The 21,376-nt window shown below is 44.1% G+C and carries 19 protein-coding genes and 2 tRNA genes; 11 read left to right on the top strand and 10 right to left on the bottom strand.

Annotated features, from left to right (window positions below):
* Positions 1-106 precede the first annotated feature (106 nt).
* Together JMY08_RS12560 and JMY08_RS12565 are read right to left on the bottom strand one after the other, a co-directional pair.
* On the bottom strand, positions 107-1,432 hold the full coding sequence (locus JMY08_RS12560; RefSeq protein WP_201593602.1) for a D-amino acid dehydrogenase: 1,326 nt from the start codon (positions 1,430-1,432) through the stop codon (positions 107-109).
* 88 nt (positions 1,433-1,520) lie between these two features.
* Positions 1,521-2,273, bottom strand: a complete 753-nt coding sequence (locus JMY08_RS12565) for a YgfZ/GcvT domain-containing protein (protein WP_201593603.1) — start codon at positions 2,271-2,273, stop codon at positions 1,521-1,523.
* A gap of 299 nt (positions 2,274-2,572) precedes the next feature.
* Between JMY08_RS12565 and JMY08_RS12570 the strand changes: the two genes are divergently transcribed.
* On the top strand, positions 2,573-2,926 hold the full coding sequence (locus JMY08_RS12570) for a zinc ribbon domain-containing protein YjdM (RefSeq protein ID WP_057758016.1): 354 nt from the start codon (positions 2,573-2,575) through the stop codon (positions 2,924-2,926).
* A gap of 103 nt (positions 2,927-3,029) precedes the next feature.
* A complete protein-coding gene (gene hemL, locus JMY08_RS12575; protein WP_201593604.1) occupies positions 3,030-4,331 on the top strand; it encodes a glutamate-1-semialdehyde 2,1-aminomutase in 1,302 nt (433 codons plus the stop codon).
* Positions 4,332-4,464: 133 nt separating this feature from the next.
* Here hemL and JMY08_RS12580 read toward each other — a convergent pair whose 3' ends face one another.
* Positions 4,465-4,863 carry a lysozyme inhibitor LprI family protein gene (locus tag JMY08_RS12580; RefSeq protein WP_201593605.1) on the bottom strand — a complete coding sequence of 133 codons (399 nt, stop codon included), beginning with the start codon at positions 4,861-4,863 and terminating at the stop codon, positions 4,465-4,467.
* Positions 4,864-5,250: 387 nt separating this feature from the next.
* Here JMY08_RS12580 and JMY08_RS12585 point away from each other — a divergent pair, with 387 nt between their 5' ends.
* A complete protein-coding gene (locus JMY08_RS12585) occupies positions 5,251-7,014 on the top strand; it encodes an AMP-binding protein (protein WP_201593606.1) in 1,764 nt (587 codons plus the stop codon).
* A 126-nt stretch (positions 7,015-7,140) separates the two neighbouring features.
* On the opposite strand, the gene JMY08_RS12590 is transcribed toward JMY08_RS12585, so the two are convergent.
* Positions 7,141-7,572: a DUF962 domain-containing protein gene (locus JMY08_RS12590; protein WP_227679679.1), complete on the bottom strand. Its 432-nt coding sequence runs from the start codon at positions 7,570-7,572 to the stop codon at positions 7,141-7,143.
* 390 nt (positions 7,573-7,962) lie between these two features.
* Between JMY08_RS12590 and ppx the strand changes: the two genes are divergently transcribed.
* From ppx to JMY08_RS12615, 5 genes are all read left to right on the top strand, one after another.
* Complete coding sequence (ppx, locus tag JMY08_RS12595; protein ID WP_194620673.1) at positions 7,963-9,489, top strand: exopolyphosphatase; 1,527 nt, start codon at positions 7,963-7,965, stop codon at positions 9,487-9,489.
* 198 nt (positions 9,490-9,687) lie between these two features.
* Positions 9,688-10,491, top strand: a complete 804-nt coding sequence (locus JMY08_RS12600; protein WP_010196080.1) for an acetyl-CoA carboxylase carboxyltransferase subunit alpha — start codon at positions 9,688-9,690, stop codon at positions 10,489-10,491.
* Positions 10,492-10,905: 414 nt separating this feature from the next.
* Positions 10,906-12,471, top strand: a complete 1,566-nt coding sequence (gene tilS, locus JMY08_RS12605; protein WP_201593607.1) for a tRNA lysidine(34) synthetase TilS — start codon at positions 10,906-10,908, stop codon at positions 12,469-12,471.
* A 176-nt stretch (positions 12,472-12,647) separates the two neighbouring features.
* On the top strand, positions 12,648-13,478 hold the full coding sequence (proC, locus tag JMY08_RS12610; protein ID WP_201593608.1) for a pyrroline-5-carboxylate reductase: 831 nt from the start codon (positions 12,648-12,650) through the stop codon (positions 13,476-13,478).
* 135 nt (positions 13,479-13,613) lie between these two features.
* Positions 13,614-14,183, top strand: coding sequence for a YggT family protein (locus tag JMY08_RS12615; RefSeq protein ID WP_010196074.1), 570 nt, complete (start codon positions 13,614-13,616; stop codon positions 14,181-14,183).
* Between the two features lie 82 nt (positions 14,184-14,265).
* On the opposite strand, the gene JMY08_RS12620 is transcribed toward JMY08_RS12615, so the two are convergent.
* Entirely contained in the window at positions 14,266-15,072 is an 807-nt protein-coding gene (locus tag JMY08_RS12620) for a hydroxymethylpyrimidine/phosphomethylpyrimidine kinase (RefSeq protein ID WP_201593609.1), read from the bottom strand.
* Positions 15,073-15,525: 453 nt separating this feature from the next.
* On the opposite strand from JMY08_RS12620, the gene JMY08_RS12625 reads away from it, so the two are divergent.
* The 3 genes from JMY08_RS12625 (at position 15,526) to JMY08_RS12635 (ending at position 16,797) form a co-directional block, all read left to right on the top strand.
* A tRNA-Ser gene (locus JMY08_RS12625) sits at positions 15,526-15,615 on the top strand.
* 174 nt (positions 15,616-15,789) lie between these two features.
* Positions 15,790-15,866 (top strand) — tRNA-Arg (locus tag JMY08_RS12630).
* Positions 15,867-16,143: 277 nt separating this feature from the next.
* Positions 16,144-16,797 carry an RDD family protein gene (locus JMY08_RS12635; protein WP_194620678.1) on the top strand — a complete coding sequence of 218 codons (654 nt, stop codon included), beginning with the start codon at positions 16,144-16,146 and terminating at the stop codon, positions 16,795-16,797.
* Positions 16,798-16,839: 42 nt separating this feature from the next.
* On the opposite strand, the gene JMY08_RS12640 is transcribed toward JMY08_RS12635, so the two are convergent.
* From JMY08_RS12640 to JMY08_RS12660, 5 genes are all read right to left on the bottom strand, one after another.
* Complete coding sequence (locus tag JMY08_RS12640) at positions 16,840-17,820, bottom strand: calcium/sodium antiporter (RefSeq protein ID WP_010196070.1); 981 nt, start codon at positions 17,818-17,820, stop codon at positions 16,840-16,842.
* Between the two features lie 210 nt (positions 17,821-18,030).
* Positions 18,031-18,411, bottom strand: a complete 381-nt coding sequence (panD, locus tag JMY08_RS12645) for an aspartate 1-decarboxylase (RefSeq protein ID WP_010196068.1) — start codon at positions 18,409-18,411, stop codon at positions 18,031-18,033.
* A 100-nt stretch (positions 18,412-18,511) separates the two neighbouring features.
* Positions 18,512-19,093: an aminoacyl-tRNA hydrolase gene (pth, locus tag JMY08_RS12650; protein WP_201593610.1), complete on the bottom strand. Its 582-nt coding sequence runs from the start codon at positions 19,091-19,093 to the stop codon at positions 18,512-18,514.
* Positions 19,094-19,298: 205 nt separating this feature from the next.
* Positions 19,299-19,988, bottom strand: coding sequence for a 50S ribosomal protein L25/general stress protein Ctc (locus tag JMY08_RS12655; RefSeq protein ID WP_194620680.1), 690 nt, complete (start codon positions 19,986-19,988; stop codon positions 19,299-19,301).
* A gap of 432 nt (positions 19,989-20,420) precedes the next feature.
* A complete protein-coding gene (locus tag JMY08_RS12660; RefSeq protein WP_010196062.1) occupies positions 20,421-21,368 on the bottom strand; it encodes a ribose-phosphate pyrophosphokinase in 948 nt (315 codons plus the stop codon).
* Between the last annotated feature and the right edge of the window lie 8 nt (positions 21,369-21,376).

Raw genomic sequence — 21,376 nt, forward strand, 5'->3', positions numbered from 1 at the left:
AGTACTCAAAGAAAAAGTCAGATACTGCTAAGTATCTGACTTCTCATAAACCCTCAACCTATTCTAGGATGGGACAGCATAATATTTTAATACATCGTTTATCCGATTAAGCGCTCATACCGACAAAGTCAAAATCAACGTTAGGGGTTTCACCTTGGATTAATAAGCTAATTGCTTTTGCAGAGCCACAAGCATGCGTCCAGCCTAGTGTGCCATGACCCGTGTTGAGCCATAAATTATCAAAGGTAGCACCATCGTTGCGGCTACCGTGTTTCACTTGACCGCAATGTGCCCGTCCAATGAGTGGGACATTTGAAGGTGTCATAGGCCGCAGTCCCGTCCAGTATTGAACGGAATTTGCAATAATTCCTTTTGGGAACAACTGCTGCACGCGACGAGTAATGGCTTCACAGCGCGTGGCATTTAGATCTAAATTATAGCCATTAAACTCCGCTGTTCCAGCGACCCGTAGCTTATCACCCAGTCGTGAGGTAACCAGTTTAAATTCATCATCAATCAGACTAACAAAAGGGGCTAAATGCGGTGCACGGGGATTGATTTGATAAGTAGCTGAATATCCTTTGGCGGGAAAAATAGGTGCATGAATGTTCAGCGGTTTTAATAGGGAGACACTATAGCTGCCAAGCGCCAACACATGACTATCAGCACTAAAAGTTTGCGCATTTTCGCCTTTTGGGCGAATGGTAATACTGTGCACATGCGGACGGGTAGAATTTGCATCAGTATTGAGTGCCAAAATCTCGGTATCATATAAAAACTGTACGCCAGCATCTATGCAGCGCTGTGCCAAACGATGGGTAAATAGATGCGCATTACCAGACTCATCACGGCTGGTATAGGTTGCGCCAGTGAGCTTATGCGCGATTGGGTAAAGCGCTGGTTCCAAACTAACAGCATTATTAATATCAATCACATGGCGCTCACAGCCAAGCGCTTGCATGCGTTCAGTTGGTTCGATGGCCGCATCAAACTCTGCTTGGCTGGTATAAAAATGCATGATACCGCGGGTTTGCTGCTCGTAATCAATACCGATATCAGCACGCAGCTGTTGCAAAGTATCTCTCGAATACAGACCCAAGCGCACCATTTGCACGAGATTGGCATCGGCTCTATCGGCGCGGCACTCTTGCAAAAATTGCATGGCCCATTTGAGCTGGGCTTTATCTGCACGCAAGCGATAGAGTAGTGGTGCATCTTCTTTAAACAACCACTTAAGCGCTTTCATCGGAGTCGCAGGATTGGCCCAAGGCGTAGCATGCGATACTGATATTTGACCGCCATTAGCAAATGATGTCTGCATACCTGCCGCTGATTCGCGCTCAATCACGGTCACATCATAGCCTGCCTGACGTAGATACCATGCGGTGGTCACGCCCACCACGCCTGCTCCGAGTACCGCAATATGTGTCATAGGATTCTCTATGCTCATGTTAATCATGACGGTAGCGCTGTATTAAACTGCCATCACCTTTGCTGCGTTGCTTGATCCGACTTACTTCTTATTTTGGGCGCGCAACATCTACTTGTAGAGCGGCTGGCAAGTCCAATATGCTCAGACCACTTTCTGCTAGCTGTTCAGGACGAGCCACGACCAGAGCGGTAAAGCCATCGTCATTTTTCATCGCATTGACCACTTGGATTTTATCGAGTTTGTCACCAGCGGCTGGTGCTTCACCGGTGCCTTGTACATAGTGCAAAAATGCTTTTGGGGCAGATTTAAAGTAGATACGAGCGATGACTTCTTGACCCAAGTAGCAGCCTTTATCGTAATCCATGCCGCCGCGCTGATGTAGACGCAGCTCTTGTGGTTGGAACTGGCCCTGAGTCGTAGCCACGATCCAATAATTACCAGTGGCTATGCTACATGCCATCCAAGCCTGTGTGTCGGCGACGGTATTGTGATCGTCCTTATGGCTAAAAGTTGGCTCACTGGCTAATACACAAGGATAAATCGCTGCTGGGGCACTGGTTTCAAACTTTGAAAACGCCCCGTACTTATTGAGATGTGCTTGTAAAGACTCAGCACAATCAGCACTGATAACCACGTCATAATGCTTTTCTGCTTGTTTTTTGATCCAAATACCAAATTCAATACGACCTTTTAAGTTGCCGATGGCGGCTGCCTGATAGCTAAGCCCGAGTTTGGTGACGTCACAAGTCAGTTGCCCTTGTAAGAACTTTTCGGCGTCCTCACCTTGAATGGTTAATTGCGAAAACTGCGGTACGGCTGATGGATTTGAAGACTGAGTCATTGTTATTATCCTTCTGATGAGAGCTTATTTATTAATAATATAGAGGGTAAATCGAAGTGACAAAAAATTATACGGGCGCTTTTATCATTGACAGTATATGTGCACATAAATCTAAATGAGGCTAAGAAGAGTACCACAAAAACCCCTGTCATAAGAAACGTCATCACTAAGCGATGGGTTAAGCGTTAAATTGGGCATAGCGTCCCATTTTCAACCGTACAAATTGGTTAAAGATGGCGAGTTACGGTACAATATTGGCTCTACAATTAACCTAATGTACGATGGCTGCCGAGGATAGAATGAGCTTACCCAATTGCCCAAAATGTGATGCTGAATATACGTATGAAGATGGTGCGTTACTGGTATGTCCTATGTGCGCTCATGAATGGACGGCAGCTGAAACTGATGCAGCGCAAGCTGAAGACCAAGATGCCGTCATTCGTGATGCCGTTGGCAATGAGTTACAAGATGGCGATGCTGTGACCGTCATCAAAGACTTAAAGGTCAAAGGTTCTTCAATCGTGATTAAAGTAGGAACGAAAGCGAAAAGTATTCGTCTGTTGCCAGATGCGACTGACGGTCATGATATCGACTGCAAACTTGATGGTTATGGCCCCATGAAGCTGAAATCTTCCGTTGTCAAAAAAGCTTAAGCGGCTACGTTTAATTCAAAGAATAATACTAAAATCTGATAAAAGTTAATCAGAAAGTTTACTTTTAATAAAATAATACAGAACCAATAAATAGAGAATAACTATGAGTACTAAAAACGAACAGCTCTTTGCGCAAGCACGCAAACATATCCCAGGTGGTGTCAACTCGCCAGTCCGCGCCTTTGCAGGGGTCGGTGGTACACCAATCTTTATGCACCGTGCCAATGGCAGCAAAATCTATGACACCGAAGACAATGCCTATATCGATTATGTGGGCTCGTGGGGGCCGATGATTTTGGGTCATGCGCATCCAAAAGTAATCGATGCCGTAAAAAAAGCAGCCGATGATGGTTTGAGCTTTGGTACACCAACACCGTTTGAAACCACGGTGGCTGATAAGATTTGCGAAATAGTCCCGAGTGTTGAGATGATTCGTATGACCAGCTCAGGTACAGAAGCGACCATGAGTGCGATTCGTCTGGCACGTGGTTATACCCAACGTGACAAAATCGTCAAATTTGAAGGCTGTTATCATGGTCATTCGGATAGCCTATTGGTAAAAGCAGGTTCGGGCATGCTTGATATCGGTGAGCCAACGTCTAAAGGTGTGCCAGCGGATTTTGCTAAGCACACGATTACCATTCCTTATAATGATCCGCAAGCGATCAAAGACTGTTTTGAGAAATGGGGCGAAGAGATTGCCTGCGTTATCTTAGAGCCGATCGCTGGTAACATGAATATGATCATTCCGACTCAAGAATTCCATGATACCTTGCGCGCAGAGTGTACTGCCAATGGTGCGGTATTGGTATTTGATGAAGTGATGACTGGGTTTCGGGTAGGACTTGGCGGTGCACAAGCGCATTTCGGCATTGATCCTGATTTGACTTGCTTTGGTAAAATCATCGGTGCTGGCTTGCCAGTTGGTGCGTTCGGCGGTAAGAAAGACATCATGTCTTGCATTGCACCACTTGGCGGTGTTTATCAAGCTGGTACGTTATCAGGAAATCCTTTAGCGATGCGTGCTGGTATTGCGATGTTTGAAGACTTAACGGCAGACGGTTTTTATGACGAGTTAGCCGCGAAAGTAGACCATCTAGTGGATGGTTTTCAAGCGGCTGCTGACAAGCATGGCATTCACTTGCGCACCAATAAATTGGGTGGCATGTTTGGTATGTTCTTTGTCAAAGATACTGAAACTGCAACGCCGAAGAACTTCGATGACGTGACAGAGTGTGACATGACCGTGTTTAATACTTTCTTCCACGGTATGCTCGATCGTGGTATTTATCTGGCACCGTCGGCTTATGAAGCGGGCTTTATGTCTATCAAGCATAGCAATGAAGATATTGATGCGTCTATCAAAGCGGCTGATGAGATATTTTCAGAAATGGCCAGTGCTTAATCTATTCTGATTATTCCAAAGTCATAAGTAACATTAATCTAGGCAATCAAAGCAATAAAAAACCAGTACCTTCAGAGGTGCTGGTTTTTTTATGGACATCTATTTTTTATTGCTACTTATTTTCTAAAGTTATCTATTTACTTTTGATGTTTTTAATATCGGTGTCTAATTGTACGCGTCGTTGTTGTGTATAAGTGGTCAAACAACCATTGAGCACCATTGGATAAGCACTACCGCCACGAACTGGACTGGCAGAAAACTGGCAAGCTTTGTCTCTAAAATCAATCCATGACAATTGTACTGCTTTTAATTGCTTTTTCTCAGAGCTATTAAGTAAGCGCTGAAAATCACGGTAAGACTGGTTCAGTTTTTTGTCTTCTACGGCCAGCTCAGCTGCAATACACTTGTTAATATCAGTCTGAGTATAAGCCTTGTCGCAGGTGTTTGCTGCGGATGCTTGAACACTGAAAAATAGTCCTGTTGACAATAAAGCAAGACAGCCGACGTTTTTAATATGGCTCATGATAAACATATAATCTCGTTACTGGTATGAAATGGCATTTAGCATAACATGGCTATATTTCGGACATATTTCAAATTTATGAGAGGTTTGGTAAATGTTCGTACGGAATTGAACCTATAGTCGATTCAATTCAAAAGTAGTACAAGGCAACCGAGTGTAGATGTATATCAAATACTTCAAGCGAGGTTAACGCAGTAACACTTTTTTAGTGGAATGACTATATAGTTTTAAGCTGATAGAGCCAAGTCTTTGTTCTATATACTGGTCATAAAAGGCGATCCATATAGACCAAAAATACTGTCAATGACAGACCTAATAGAGTGACTCAACCGCTTAAAAAATCATGATTAGAGTGTGCTATGCTGAGAAAAACTTACTCAGCAAGGACGCTAACTCATGACTACCAGCACTAATAATATGCCTAGCACTAATACGCCACCGTTATGGCAAGTTTCGTATGAGAAGTATGGGCTAAGAAATAATTTAGATGTGTTAGAAGGTAAGCACAATCTGCTGGATTTACTACAACCAAAGATAGATCAGCATAGTGATTCTGTGGCTTTTAGCATGGGACCCGCCACACTTACCTTTGCTCAATTAGATATCGCTAGTCGGCGCTTTGCTGCATTTTTACAAGCAAAAAACATCGAAAAAGGGGCCCGAATTGCCGTACAGCTGCCAAATATATTGCAGTACGCGGTGGCATTGCTCGGTTGTCTGCGCGCAGGCGCAGTATTGGTCAATGTCAATCCGATGTATACCCATTATGAATTGGCACATCAGCTGACTGATTCTGAGTCCTGCGTACTCATTGTCCTTGATGGGATGGCATCCGCTTATGAGCAGCTCGATGAAGAAGTAAAAGCGCAATTGTTATTAGTCATACATTGCTCCATTGATCCCACTGTCGCACCTGCCGATAACGATATCGCCTTGCTTACTCATATCGATCAGACAGCAAGTGCTACAAGCCAAGTAAATAACGCTCACGAAACCACAGACGATGTCGCCGCAAACGATGTCGCTACAAACGATACCTCAGCACGCAGCGTCAGCTTTGCCCATATTATGAATACCTACCATGCTGAGCAATGTCAGCCCGTCACTATCGAGCGTGAAGATTTGGCTTTATTGCAGTATACGGGCGGTACGACTGGCAAGCCAAAAGGCGCGATGCTCACACACTATAATGTCATGGCCAATGTCTGTCAGTGTTATGCGATGTTTGGCAAAGCGATTGAAACAGGTCGCAGCGAGCAGATCAAAATACTCAATCCTTTGCCGCTTTATCATATCTTTTCCTTTACAGTCTGCGGGCTGCTTGGTCTTTATGGCGGCTGGGAAGATATATTGGTTACCAACCCACGTGACATCGATGGTCTGGTCAAGACCATTGAGCAGCATCGTCCGCATGTCATTCCTTCGGTCAATACCTTGTTTATTGGAATGCTGCATCATCCAACGTTTGCCAGTCTTGATTTCAGCCGACTGGCACTCTCCATCGGTGGTGGTACGGCTATTATCAAAGCGGTCTCTGAGCAGTGGCAACAAGTCACTGGCATGATTATCAATGAGGGTTATGGCATGTCCGAAACCGCGCCAGTTATCTCTTTTAGTCCGCCCGGTATAGATGGTTTCAACGGTAGCGTGGGTCTGCCACTCGCCATGATGGATATCAAAATCATGGACGATAATGGTTCAGCGTGTGCTATCGGAACACCAGGAGAAGTAGGTATTAAGGGGCCACAAGTGATGCAGGGTTATTGGCGTCAAGACAATACGGATACCTTTAGTGCCGAGGGTTATTTCAAATCAGGAGACATTGGCGTGCTGGATGAGCAAGGGTTTTTGACGCTTGTTGATCGCAAAAAAGACATGATATTGGTGTCAGGATTTAATGTGTATCCGAACGAATTAGAAGCGGCGTTGACTGAACATCCAAAAGTGCTTGAGGTAGCGGTCATTGGGATTGAAGATGCACATAGTGGGGAAGTGCCAAAAGCTTTTGTGGTCAAAAGAGATCCAAGCTTGACGGCTGAGGAGCTGGCTGCTTTTGCCAGTGAGCGTCTGACGGGCTACAAACGTCCACAGTCTTATGCGTTTATCGATGAGTTACCCAAGACGGCAGTCGGTAAAATATTACGTAAGTCTTTACGCTAAATGAATGCGTCATTTCACTGATGAAAATGACCTGACATCAATGAAGCTTTTAAAACGAATAAAAAACTGGGCTGCTATTTTTAGCAGCCCAGTTTTTTAATGCGTGCTGTATATAACGATTGAGTTTTATCGTGATTTATCAAACTTGCGATCTCTCAAGCTTAAGTTGCCGCGTACCACATCGCTATACATTCGGAAGTCGCTGGCGAAGCTCTTTAACGGAAATTTAAAAGAGGCTGGTTTGTTTTTTTCAAAGAAAAAATGACCCACCCACGCACAAGCATATCCTGCGGCAATACCTTTGAGTAACGGTTTGGGCGAACGGGTTTTGACCGACTTTGCCAAGCCCAATAAGCCAAAGCTGCTGCCTGCGAAATGCAGTCGTCGGCACGCCATATTTTGATGTTCTTCTAAGTAGAAATCGTAAAACTTCTGCTCAGTGGGCGTGGCAGCTTTTATTATGTCATGGTTCACTTGGCTGTTTGTCTGAGCATTTGCTGTTTTATTGCTATGCTGTGTTTGATTGCCATGCAGTGTGTGATTGGTGGTTTGATTCATTGTCGTCGCTTCCTTGCGGGTTATTTATTAATCATCCGTCCATGACGCTTTTTGTTACCAAAGCCGAACGGTTTTACTATGCGATGAGCACGGATTGGTTTAATAGAAAATTAGAATGGATAAGTAAGTGCTTGTTCTTTATTATAATATTTATGGTTTTTAATGTAGCAAATCACCCTGGTTAACACAAGCGCCAAATGTGCTCTACTTGTCTGTGCTGGTGCGAGGCTTTAGCCAAGTGTGCGTCTTACTTGCCAGTGTTTGGCATAAATGCTTTAATGGCGAAACTCGCTGTGATTCGTTCAGTGATATAAGCTATTCATAGAGCAATTTTCATATATTTCAGCAAATATCCTATCCTTTTTATCTAACACGGTAACGATATCTCCTATGCCTAATGACTATCTAGCAAACCCACCAATCGCCGAAGATGAAATGATGGCAGCCATTGATATTGGTTCGAACAGCTTTCATTTGGCCATTGCGCGTCTCGATCATGGTGAGGTACGAAAAGTGGTTTCCATGTCTGAAAAGGTGCAGTTGGCGGCAGGATTGGATAAAAATAATATCTTGGAGGCGGCAGCTGAGCAGCGCGGACTTGAGTGCTTAAGTCGGTTTGTGGCTCGACTCGATTCGGTGCCTGCCGAGCGCATCCGTGTGGTGGCGACCAATGCCTTGCGACAAGCTAAGAATGCGAATGACTTTATTACCCGTGCCAATAAAATCTTGCCCAAGCCGATTGAAATCATCGCTGGACGAGAAGAGGCACGTTTGATTTATTTGGGCGTGTCACACACCAATGCCAGTAGTGATAAGCGTTTGGTCGTCGATATCGGTGGTGGTTCGACCGAGTTCATCATTGGTCAAGAGTTTGACCCGCTATTGACCGAAAGCTTACAAATGGGCTGCGTTGCCTTTACCAAAAGATATTTCGATGACGGGCAGATTACCAAAGAAGCGTTTAACAATGCCATATCAGGCGCACGCAAAGAAGTATTGGCGATTAACGGGCGCTATCAAAAGACGGGCTGGAGCAGCGTGGTTGGCTCTAGTGGCACAATTAAAGCAGTGCGTAACGTGCTTGTCTCTAAAGGTTGGGCGGATGAGCAAGAACGCATTACTTATAAAGGCGTCAAAAAACTAGAAAAATTATTGATTAAGATTGGCAATGTCAATGATATTGAGCTTGAAGGGGTTAAGGAGCATCGCAAGGCCGTCTTCCCTGCAGGCGTGGCAGTGCTACGTGCAGTCATGAAAGTGCTGGGTATTGAGACCATGACCTATTCTGATGGCGCGTTACGCGAAGGCGTCATGTATGACATGCTCGGGCGCTTTGCTAGTGAAGATGTGCGTGACCGTAGTGTGCTCGCGCTGATTAAACGCTATTCTGGGGATAAAAAACAAGCTAAGCAGGTGGTAAAAACCAGTCGTAATCTGTTTGAGCAAGTGAAGGCGAAGCTGACACTCAGTAGCGACGATGGCGATTTGCTCAGGCGAGCGGCATTTTTACATGAGATAGGATTGGCGATTAGCCATAGCAGCTACCACAAACACAGCGCTTACTTGCTTGAACACTCAGATATTCCCGGGTTTTCACAAGTAGATCAAAAGCGTATGGCGCAGCTGATGCTCAATCATCGTCGCAAGCTCAAGTCGGATATGTTAGAGCAGACTTGTACTATTGGCGGTGATTCGCTGGTTTATCTCTGCTTATTGTTACGGTTAGCAGTACTCGCGCATCACAGTCGTAGCGATAACGAACTACCAACGTTGCAGCTTCAAGTCATTGATACCAACTGCTGGCAAATCACAGTGACCGATAACAATGAGCATTATGCGTTCTTATTATCAGATTTGCATAATGAGGTCGAGCAGTTTGCTAAATGGGGCGTGACGTTAAGCGTGGTCGAGGCATAAGTGCTGAGCGCTAGCATTGAGTCGTTACTATTGTGATGAGCAAGCTACAGATTAACGTAACAAAAGCGGCTTTGTCAGTAATGTCATGCCATTTAAGATGTGCTACTATAGCTTCTATTGAGTTTACAACTGTACTTTTATTATCTACAAACCGATAACGATGCTATTGTTAAATATAATTATTAAAGGGAAAGGTCTATGAGCACTGTCTGGGATAGTGTGCAGCTTGCACGGCACGCCAAGCGTCCATTATTTATGGACTATGTTAATCAGCTGTTTACCGAATTTGATGAGCTGCACGGCGACCGTGCGTTTGCTGATGATAAAGCCATCTTGGGCGGGCTTGCGCGCTTTGACGGTATGCCAGTAATGGTGATTGGTCAACATCGCGGTCGCAGTACTCGCGAGCGTATCGCCCATAACTTTGGTATGGCCAATCCTGAAGGCTATCGCAAAGTCATTCGCTTGGTAAAAATGGCGGAGCGTTTTAATATTCCCGTGATGACCTTTGTTGATACTCAAGGCGCGTACCCTGGTATCGGCGCGGAAGAGCGTGGACAAGCGCAAGCCATTGCTGAGAGTATTGCGGTTTTTTCTAGCTTAAAAGTACCTATTATCGTGACCATTATCGGTGAAGGTGGTTCAGGTGGTGCATTAGCGATTGGTGTGGGTGATAAGGTAAATATGCTGCAAAATAGCATTTACTCAGTTATCTCTCCTGAAGGTTGTGCCTCTATCTTGTGGAAAACGGCCGAAAAAGCACAAGATGCCAGTGAAGCATTAAAATTAAATGCGATTAATTTATATCAAATGGGCTTGATTGATGCCGTCATCGAAGAGGGTGAAGGCGCTCATATTCAGCCACAGCCAGTCATGACTGCATTGAAAGCACTCATTGCTGAGCAGTTAGATGAGCTTAAGGATTTAGATGCGCATGAGCGTTGTGAGCTGCGCTATGAGAAGCTGAAAACTTTCAACTCTGAAGTGATGTTGCCTTGTTAGTTGTTTAGCATAAAAATGATTTAACATTTAGCGTCTCTAATCTTGCGCTTTTCATATTAGAGACTCAGTCTTAATGCTAAAATAAAAACGCGTCATTCTATGGCGCGTTTTTTTGTGCCAACTAACTTCTGCATTAATAATGTATATATAGTCAGTGCAAAGTAATATCGAACCATGACGCACTGCTGATATCAATTTTTCTTGCTTGCTGTGCCTGCGCAGACAGAGGCTACAAAAAATTGATATCAGCAATACCGTCGCGTTTCTAGGATATTTTGACTATATAGTCAATCCTCTATAAATTGGATACGGTGTCAAGCTTGCTTAGTCTACTACTTGTAGTACTTTCACTCGCCTTCCTTGTATCCAAATTATACTGAACCGACTATAGCAACTCAATAAATAAGATGAATTATGACCAGCAGTGCAATCCTTCCATATCACATTGAGCCAATAGCTGAGTTGCCAATTGATACTCATTTGGCTGAGGCGTTATTGACCAGTTTGGCTGAGTACGGTGAGCAGCTGCATGGTCGACGACTTTGGCTGGCTTGTAGTGGCGGGCGCGATTCCTTAGCATTAGCGGCATTGTGTGTGCAACTCTATCACCAAGGTAAATTGCCATTTTTACCGCAATTACTGCATGTGAATCATGGTTTGCAAGCGGATAGTGATGCTTGGGCGAAACATGTGGCTGATTGGGCAGCGGCTCAAAAAGTACCGTGTCAGATTTTACATGCGCAAGTGAACGGTCATGATGAGCAGGCGGCACGGCAAGCACGCTACGGTGTCATGCGAGCGCAACTCAATCAAGATGATGTGTTGCTATTAGCGCATCATGCCGATGACCAAGCAGAAACGGTACTGATGCGGCTGATTCAGGGCGCTGGGGTGAATGGGCTCTCAGGCATACAGCCGTGGTGCATCCAAACGCAGGGCACACATCGTATGACATTATGGCGACCTTGGCTCACTGTGCGACGAGCCACTATCAGTGCTTATGCCCAACGCTTGAAATTGCCCTATATCGACGATCCGACCAATGATGTTGGCGACAATGTACGCAGTGGACTGCGCCGTGATGTCATGCCAGCACTGACAAAATATAATCCCAACGTCATTGATAACATTGCTCGTAGTGCGCAGCTACTAAGCGATGCACAAGCGACTGTCAGCGCTCAAGCGAAACAAGATATGTATCGCACAGCTATTCACTCTTTACAGTTACCACCTGCGCAGCGTGTGCTAAGTATTGATGAGCTACAGAAACTACCACTCTATCGGAAGCGCCAATTATTGCATTATTGGTTGGGTCAAGATGAGCCATTACCGCCCGCCAAGCAGCTAGTCGATGATGTACTACATCTAAGCCAACGTGATGATAATGATCACCAAACGGAACTTTTTTGGCAAGGTCGCACGAATGCGTATACCATTCGACGGTATCGTCAGCAGCTTTATCGTCTAAGCAATGATTGGCTGGCATGGCTTAACATGCCGCTTAATGAACAAACCCAAACGTTAGCCCTTACCAATCTATCCAATAGTCTTAGCAATGGCTTATCTGAGAATAATTTGGCACCGATTCATTTACGAATGAGCACCGACTTTACTTGGCAGTTGCAGATATTACCTCAGGCATTGGCACAGTTATTAGACAATACAGAAGATGAGCATGCGTTACAGACAGTAGTGAAGATAACAGCACTAGATCGCAACCAGCGCTTACAGACTGCATTGGCATCGCGCCCACAATCAGGAAAAAAACTGTATCAAACGTTGGGCATTCCATCATGGTTGCGTGAGAGTTTAATAGTGGTTAGTGTAATGTGTATTCATACAGATGAAGAATTGCCATTATTGCTAGTATCACCATTTGAAAGTTGGGTGCTAGGGACTGATCATTCAGGTATTCATTTCGACGACAATCAGTTGGCAAAATATATTGAGAGTAATCTCAGCCTAAATAAGAGAGTCTGAATACTTACTGAGTTCATTCTAATGTAACGATAGTATTAAGCGCGACAGCATAACGAGCATAACGGGTACTTTGAATTTATCAAACGGTCGTAGTAGCAGTATGGTAAACTGAGTGTCATTTTAAATGCCATTATGTTACTTTGATTACCTTTGAATTTTTTGAGTAGGAGACATGTATGTCAGTATTAGATAATAAGAAAATCAGCTTCATCGGCGGCGGAAATATGGCGCAGGCTTTGATTAGCGGGCTTGTGAGCTGCGGTATCAAACCGAGTTTAATTACTGTTGCTGATCCTAGTAGCGAGGCTCGCGAGCAACTGGCTGCTAAAGGGTTGAATACGGTTGACCCCACTGTGGATGCAACTGCTGCTATTATCGATGCTGACATTGTGGTACTGGCAGTAAAACCGCAAGTGATGAAACCGGTCGTGAGCGCTTTTGCCGATGTGTTAGACAAGCAATTGGTGATTTCGGTCGCGGCAGGTTTATCGACGGATATTCTGTCAGGTATGTTGGGCGGCTATGGCAATATCGTGCGCGCGATGCCAAATACACCTGCCATGATTCAGATGGGTGCGACCGGTCTGTATGGTACGGATGATATCTCTGCAGAACAAAAGCAGTTAGCAACCGCGGTGATGGAAGCGTCTGGTCTGGTCATGTGGGTTGATGAGGAAGAGCATATGCATGCAGTCACCGCTGTGTCAGGGTCAGCGCCAGCATATATGTTTTATATCATCGAATCGATGGTCGATGGGGCAGTTGCTTTAGGTTTAGATAAAGAACAAGCCTCAGCATTGGCCATGCAAACCATGCTAGGCGCGGCAAAAATGGCGATGAACAGTGATGATGCGCCTGCTGAGCTACGCCGCAAAGTCACGTCACCGAACGGTACGACTCAAGCTGCGGTAGAATCAATGCAAGCCAATGAGATTGGTCGTCAAATCGGTGAAGCCATGCAAGCTTGTTATGACCGTAGCCAAGCGCTTAGCGAAGAGATGAAATAATACCAATAGCCAACAGATACAACCAGCCACTTCTTCGTGAGTGGCTGTCATCATAAATGGTTAATACTGGTCTCGATTATTCGTCTTTTATTAATTTTGTTGTTATTAGCGTACAAGCCCATTGAGTAGCAATTCATGAACAACCTGTTGTTTCAAATTTTTGATTTGGTCACCACCTTCGCTATGATGTTGGTCTTCATCCGTTTTATGCTCCAGTTTGCAGGGATGGATGCCAGTAATCCGATGATTGCTCCGGCTTACAAAGCGACCCATATCGTCGATGTGTTTGGGCGTATTTTCCCAACTGTCGGGCAAGGTCGTATCAGTATTGCCGCCATCGTGCTGATGTTTTTGATACGCCTGATTGATATCTCTGGTAAAGCCGCGTTGACCCATAAAGGCATCGCACCTGTCCCGCTATTTTTTACGGGTACCATCAGCTTGATATTAGACTTTTTACGCATGTGTCGCTATTTGGTCATCGGCTCTATCATTGTGAGCTGGATTGTCGTGTTCACTAAATCTGAGCATCCTATTATTGGCATCATCATTAATTTGGCTGAGCCAATTTTAGCGCCCTTTCGCCGTATCACACCAAACTTAGGCATGCTTGACTTGTCACCCATGGTCGCCTTTTTTGCTTTTATTCTGCTCGAAATGCTCATTGGTGGTTTGGCAGCGAGCTTTATGCCGATGTTGGGCTAGTAAAGTAAAGACAGAAAGCTAAGAAAAGATTCGCTAAAAAAGACGCTCTATTAATAATAGAGCGTCTTTTTTTATTCATCGATTATAGATTATTCTGAAAGTCTATAAAACGATTGGGTATCAATTGGGCTTGGCTATCATCAGGGTGAGGAGCATCAGCCGCACGCAGGGTTTGTGTAATCCAGCTATCGGCTGCCTTGACCGCATCGATAAGCACATCTCCCATCGCCAAGCGTCCAGCGATAAAGCTAGCCAGCGAGCAGCCAGAGCCATGAAATTCACCTGTTAGGCGAGGCAAAGTGCTTTTATGCACCATATCACCTTGTACATATAGATATTGCTCGATATCACCGCTATCAAAATCGTGTGAGGTTTTGACCAATACGGCATAAGACCCTTGTGCGCACAGTTTTTTCGCAGCTGTATGCAAGTCTTGCTCACCACTCAAGGCTCGCAGTTCATGAGTGTTTGGGGTAATTAGAGTGGCATAGGGCAGCAGCTTCTTGAAAGCGGCGACCAACGTCTGCTCGTCACCTAAGCTGCCACCACTATTGGCAACCAATACTGGGTCCAGTACAAAAGAGGTGTGTTTCTTGATGACTTTATTAGCGAATAATCTAGTCATCATTTTTATATTATCAGTAGTGCCGAGCATGCCCGATTTGATCACCTTTACTGGCAAATCATCGAGCACTGCCATAGCTTGATTTCTGACTAATTCAGCGCTACAAGCTTCAAAACTAAAAACTTGCTGTGAGCTTTGTATGGTAATGGCCGTACAAGCAATGGCAGCATGACCACCTGCTTGACCAATGGCTTCGATGTCTGCTTGTAATCCAGCACCGCCTGAGGGATCCAATCCTGAAAAACACAGTACTACTGGTCGCATCATACTTCCTTTGACATAATTTAAAATGAGTAACAAATACTATAGACACCCACTACTAAAAAAGCCATAGCAGGTTAAAGATTGTGTATAGACGGTCAATCCACCAACCAATAACAACGCATACCAAACCCAAAAAATACGATTAGCTGTGTCAAACTCGTTTAGTCTACAATGCATAGCACTTACACTCGTTTTCCTTGCTACTCTAATTTTTGTGAATGGTATCAGATTAAGCTGACTGCTCTAAACCTCGTTTTTACTGATTACTCTGGTACTTTGGTCGTTCAAGAGGGTATAAGGCGATGTAAACAAATAAATATGATAAAAATCGCATTAAATCTGTAGACAACGCTTGCAATTCGTTTCGGCTTTGCTATAATACTCGCCCACGGGATAAGACGTATTATCAGCAATAATACTATTTTTTAGAACTTAAAAAGTCTTACATCGTTTGGTGAAGTGGGTGAGTGGCTGAAACCAGTTCCCTGCTAAGGAACCATACGTTTGCGCGTATCGAGGGTTCGAATCCCTCCTTCACCTCCATTTATAGTGTTGTTTTTAGAGTAGTATCGCAAAAAGTAGTGGTTGATTTTTTTATTTAAAAAGCAATTTGATTTTAATGAATAAAGATGTTGACACAAGCGATATTATCTATATAATGACCAACCTAATTTACTACAAAGTTATTTACTGCGTAGTGAATGATGTGCAAAGTACGCGCTTGTAGCTCAGTTGGATAGAGCACTTGGCTACGAACTAAGGGGTCGGGAGTTCGAATCTCTCCAAGCGCACCATTTGCATTATCACTTCTTTAACCCAGTTAAAGAAACATTAAAATAATCGCCTGTCTTATGACAATTTGGCGGTTTTTTTATGTCTACAGCTTTTATAAAACTACTATTCATAAAGTTACTATTTATATTATAAAGCCATGTCCTACTTGTCATCCTCCCTCTAAATTTGAATAAATAGTCTTTTGCATCTGACGTCTTCTCTCATCATAATATACGATAAGTGCCTGAATTACGGTACAATGAACGCTCTATTTTTCGCTTGCTATGGGCTTGTATCATGTCAAAATCGTCGTCAAAAGCGGCTAATAAAGCCAAATTGCCACCAAAAACCTCCATGCCTCGCGCCTCTGAAATTGAAGAACCAACGATTGCCAAACCTAGCACTCGTATGGCAGCGATCCTTTATGATGGGATGTTGATTTTAGCGTTGTTATTTTTGGTAGGGACTTTGCTGACGGTGATTGGCACACTTATGACTATGGAGACGGGTAGCGAGTCTTCACAAGCGCAGTCGCTGCCGACATGGTATCAAAACTTCATTATGACGCCGTCTTTTATACTGACGCTGGTGGGGTTCTACGGGATATTTTGGCGTCGCGGTGGGCAGACGTTAGGCATGCAGACGTGGCGCTTAAAAACGGTCAATAATAGCGGTCATTTACTGACGTGGGGTCAGTCCTTTAAGCGCATTTTAGCCGCCTTTATCATGCCACTCATATTTGGCATCATTGGTAGTGTCATCGATGGCTCGCGGGCTATCTTATTAACCAGTGCTTTTTTGGGCTTTATCTTTAATTATGCTTTTTGCTTCTTCAACCCGCGTGGTCTCGCGGTGCAAGATATGCTATCAAATACTATCACGTTAAAAATGCCAAAAACAGAGAATGAAGGACTATGGCGAGTCATTAGAAACCGCAAGCAAGGAAAATAAACCGCATTATCATCGCCATAGTCTGTCAACACACTTTAAGCGTTACATATTGGCTGTCTGCATCAGCCATAAAGTATAGCCGACGAAAAACATGACTAAGGTCGCGCCAGATATACGACCAAATGGACGCTTGGTCATAAAGGCAAAAACACACAATACCACGAGTAATAGAGTGATCAACCCCATCGCTAAAATATCACGCGATAAGATAATCGGATTGGCAGTGATGGGGGCGATGAGGGCGGCCAAACCAACGACGCCTAAGGTATTAAAGATATTAGAGCCAATGATATTGCCCAAGGCCATGTCATGCTCGCCTTTACGCGCTGCTGACAAGCTGGCGACCAATTCAGGCAGCGATGTACCAACCGCAACGATGGTTAAGCCGATAATTAGCTCGCTTAAGCCCCAAAACGTTGCCAACTCTACCGCACCCCAGACAATGGCTTGCGAGCTTGCCACCAGCATTGACAAGCCAATCAGTAAACTGCCTAACCCACGCATCAAGCTAGGATGATTGTGCTCTGTGTCGCTCAAACTTTCTGTAATAGCATCTGCGTCATTTGATTTGCCTTCGCGTAAGCTCAGCACGATTTGAATCCCTAAGACGAGCACTAGCATTCCTAATAATACTAACCCGTCAGTTAAGCTCAGCAGCCCGTCACGCAGTTGCCATGCTGCCAATGCGGTAATCACTACCAGTATCGGTAGATCGCGCTTTATGACACCTTTATGAATGATAATAGGGCTAATCAATACGGTTGCACCCAATACCAAAGCAATATTGATGATATTAGAGCCATAAGCATTACCTAATGCCAGCTCAGGGCTGCCTTCTAGTGCGGCTAACACGGAGACGACCATCTCAGGTGCGGATGTGCCTACCCCCAATATAATCACGCCAATCAAAAAACTTGGCATGCGTAACTTAATGGCTAAAGCGGTCGCTCCATCAATAAAAACATCAGCGCTCCAAACCAAAATTGCTAGACCAATCAAAATTGCAATGACTGCCAACCACATGTAGATAACTCCTTCGTTAGGGATAAAAAATAGATATTGGATGTTGAATAAGCTTACATCATATAAAAATGGCATAAAAAAAAGCTGAATCACAATCTGGATTCAGCTTCGATATAAGTACAAGTATTTTAATGGGATTTTGACAACAACAGCAACTGTATGATGACGTATTTACCCATACTTTATGTAACAAAATTTGAAGTGATTTTCTTAAGCCACTTGTACTGGAATGATATTTGCCGTGTCTTTTACGGTGTTGTCTTCATTACAATAGACCAGTTTTGGCTGATACGTTGAGGCTTCAACTTCATCAAAATGCGCATAAGCACAAATGATGACGATATCACCCAAATCTGCCATATGCGCCGCAGCACCATTTAGCGAGATAATACCAGAGCCTGCTTCAGCACGAATAGCGTAGGTGCGAAAGCGCTTGCCATTGGTCACATTATAGATATCGATAGATTCATTTTCACGTAGACCAGCAAGATCTAACAGATCACCATCGATACCACATGAGCCTTCATAATGAAGCTCGGCATGGGTAACGCGAGCACGGTGTAATTTGCATTTAAGCATATTAAGTAGCATAGGTTGCTTCCTTAGCGTAACTGATATTAAATAACTAAATCAAAAGGTTAATGGGGACAAAACTGCCAAAATAAAAGGCCATTATAATCGCACCACTATATTATTCGGGTAATTTAAAGCCATTAATTTGTGAACGTGCTTTTTCGACATCACCACCTAGCAGTAACGGCAAGGCCTCAAAGGCAGCAGTTAATGCGCTATCAATGGCAATTTGCTCATCGGGAGACGCTTTAGAAAGGACATGCCCACTGACTTTAGATTTGTGACCAGGGTGACCGATACCCACACGTAGGCGATGAAAATCATTGCCGATGTGAGGCGTGATATCGCGCAGACCATTATGACCACCATGACCACCATCGGTTTTTAGCTTGATACTACCAGCGGGGATATCGAGCTCATCATGGGCGATCAACAATTCATCATTATGGATGCCATAAAAATTGATCATGGGTACCACGGATTCGCCAGATTTATTCATAAAAGTCAGCGGCATCAAAAGACGAACATCGTGCCCATGAATTTGCCCGCGTCCTGTTACCCCGTGAAACTTTTTGTCAGGGGCGAGCGTGATATTAAACTGCTGCGCTAAATGATGGACGAACCAAAATCCTGCATTATGGCGCGTAAACATATACTGCTGACCGGGATTACCAAGACCGACAATAAGTTTTATGGCCATAAAAACACCCTGCTTAAATTTAATAAATGAGTGATAAGGTTTGAAAAGTAAGACGACTCTATAATATTTAGCCTATATAAAAGTTGTCCTAATTTTCAAACCTTACGGACAAAAACAGCAGGAGATATTCATCACCTGCTGTTTTTCTAACCAAACAAACCTTTTCTACGTAGCATACGATAAGTCGCTACATAGTGGTGGTTTATTATTCGCCGTCTTTCTTGTCTTCAGTTTCGCCGTCAGCATCTTGCTCAGTGGCTGGTACGTCAGCTGCATCAACGTCTTCAGCATCTTCGTCAACTTCTTCAACCGTTGGTGGCTGCATGTTAACGATAGTACGGTCATGGCCGTCTTCTAGCTCAAGCTCATGAATGACAACGCCTTCAGGAAGTTTGATGTCTGATAGACGGAACAAATCACCGATTTCCATACCAGATACGTCTACTTCTAGATACTCAGGAAGTAGTGATGGTAGGCAGATGATTTCGATGTCAGATACTAGCGTTGATAGTACACCAGCAGCAGCAGTACCAGGCGCATCTTCACGACCAGTGAAATGCACAGGAACATTCATGTGGATTTTTTGACCTTTCACAATGCGCTGGAAGTCAGCATGCATTGGGAAGCCTTTAGCTGGATGACGTTGCAAATCTTTGATAACAGCTTGATGTTCTACGCCGTCAACATTGATGGTCAAAATATGTGAGAAGAACGCTTCAAATTCAAGCGATTTTACCAACTCATTGATTTTGATAGAGATAGAGGTAGGCTCTTCGTTGCCACCATAAATAATAGCAGGAACTAGATTCTGCTTACGTAGGCGGCGGCTCGCACCTTTACCTTGTTGTTCAGCAGAACGATCAACTGCGTTTAGCTCAAAATGGTTAATGCTCATGGATATAATCCTATAAAAAGAATGAAAAAGTGTCTGGTCATAAAAAGTGGATTTGCGACCGATCCACTAAGACGTGATGATAGCTAAGATGGCCAATGATTAATAATAACTAACAATCAACCAGCCTCTTAAACCATTCGCTCATAGCAACGGTTTTTATCACCATAATGATCATAAAAGTCATTATGGTGAGCATAAAAGCCATTACTTATCAGCGTGATCAGCACTTTTGGTAATACCGACCACTCTAGATAAGACAAATGGTCGGCACAGGCGCGCATTATACGTGGTTTTGTTGTGATAATAAAGACCTAGAAAAAAGGCTTACCTAAAAAAAACGCCAAGTAATGATACTTGACGCTCTATTTTTTGCTATTAAGGCTACGTGGTCACAGTGCTTACTATCAAAATCACTGCGATAACGGTTTAAAGTTAGGCATCAAACATTGCGCTAATAGATTCTTCGTTGTTAATACGACGTAAGCTTTCAGCAAGCATCGGTGCAATACTGACCTGACGAATTTTGCTACATGCTTTAGCTTCAGCCGATAATGGAATTGTATCGGTAACGACGACTTCGTCTAGCGCAGATTCGCTGATGTTTTTCAGCGCATTACCCGATAGAACAGGGTGAGTAATGTAAGCTAAGACGCGACGCGCACCGTTTGCTTTTAATGCTTCAGCCGCTTTACACAATGTGCCTGCAGTATCGACCATATCATCAACGATCACGCAATCACGGTCACGAACATCACCGATGATATGCATCACTTGTGATTCATTGGCACGGGCACGGCGTTTATCAATAATCGCCATGTCGGTATCGCCCAATTGCTTGGCCATCGCACGCGCACGTACCACACCGCCAACGTCAGGTGAAACCACCATGATATTGTCATAATCTTGTTTTTTGAGGTCGTTGAGTAGTACAGGCGTACCGTAGATGTTATCAACTGGAATATCAAAGAAACCTTGAATCTGATCTGAATGCAAATCAACGGTCATGACACGATCGATACTAACGATGTTTAACATGTCAGCGACGACTTTGGCCGAAATAGGTACACGAGCTGAACGAGGACGACGGTCTTGGCGGGCATAACCGAAGTAGGGCATAACAGCCGTGATACGGCCAGCACTAGAGCGACGCAAAGCGTCAGCCATCATCATGATTTCCATCAAGTTGTCATTGGTCGGTGCACAAGTAGGCTGCATGATAAACACATCTTTACCACGTACGTGTTCTTTGATTTCCACGGCAATTTCGCCATCAGAAAAACGCGTGATGTCAGCTTTACCAAGAGGTATATGAAGGTGATCGGCTACGGTTTTTGCTAATTCTGGGTGGGCATTGCCCGTAAAAATCGCCAAATAAGGCATGACAGAAG

Origin of the sequence: Psychrobacter sp. Pi2-51 (assembly GCF_904846665.1) — a bacterium.
Lineage (GTDB): Bacteria > Pseudomonadota > Gammaproteobacteria > Pseudomonadales > Moraxellaceae > Psychrobacter > Psychrobacter glaciei.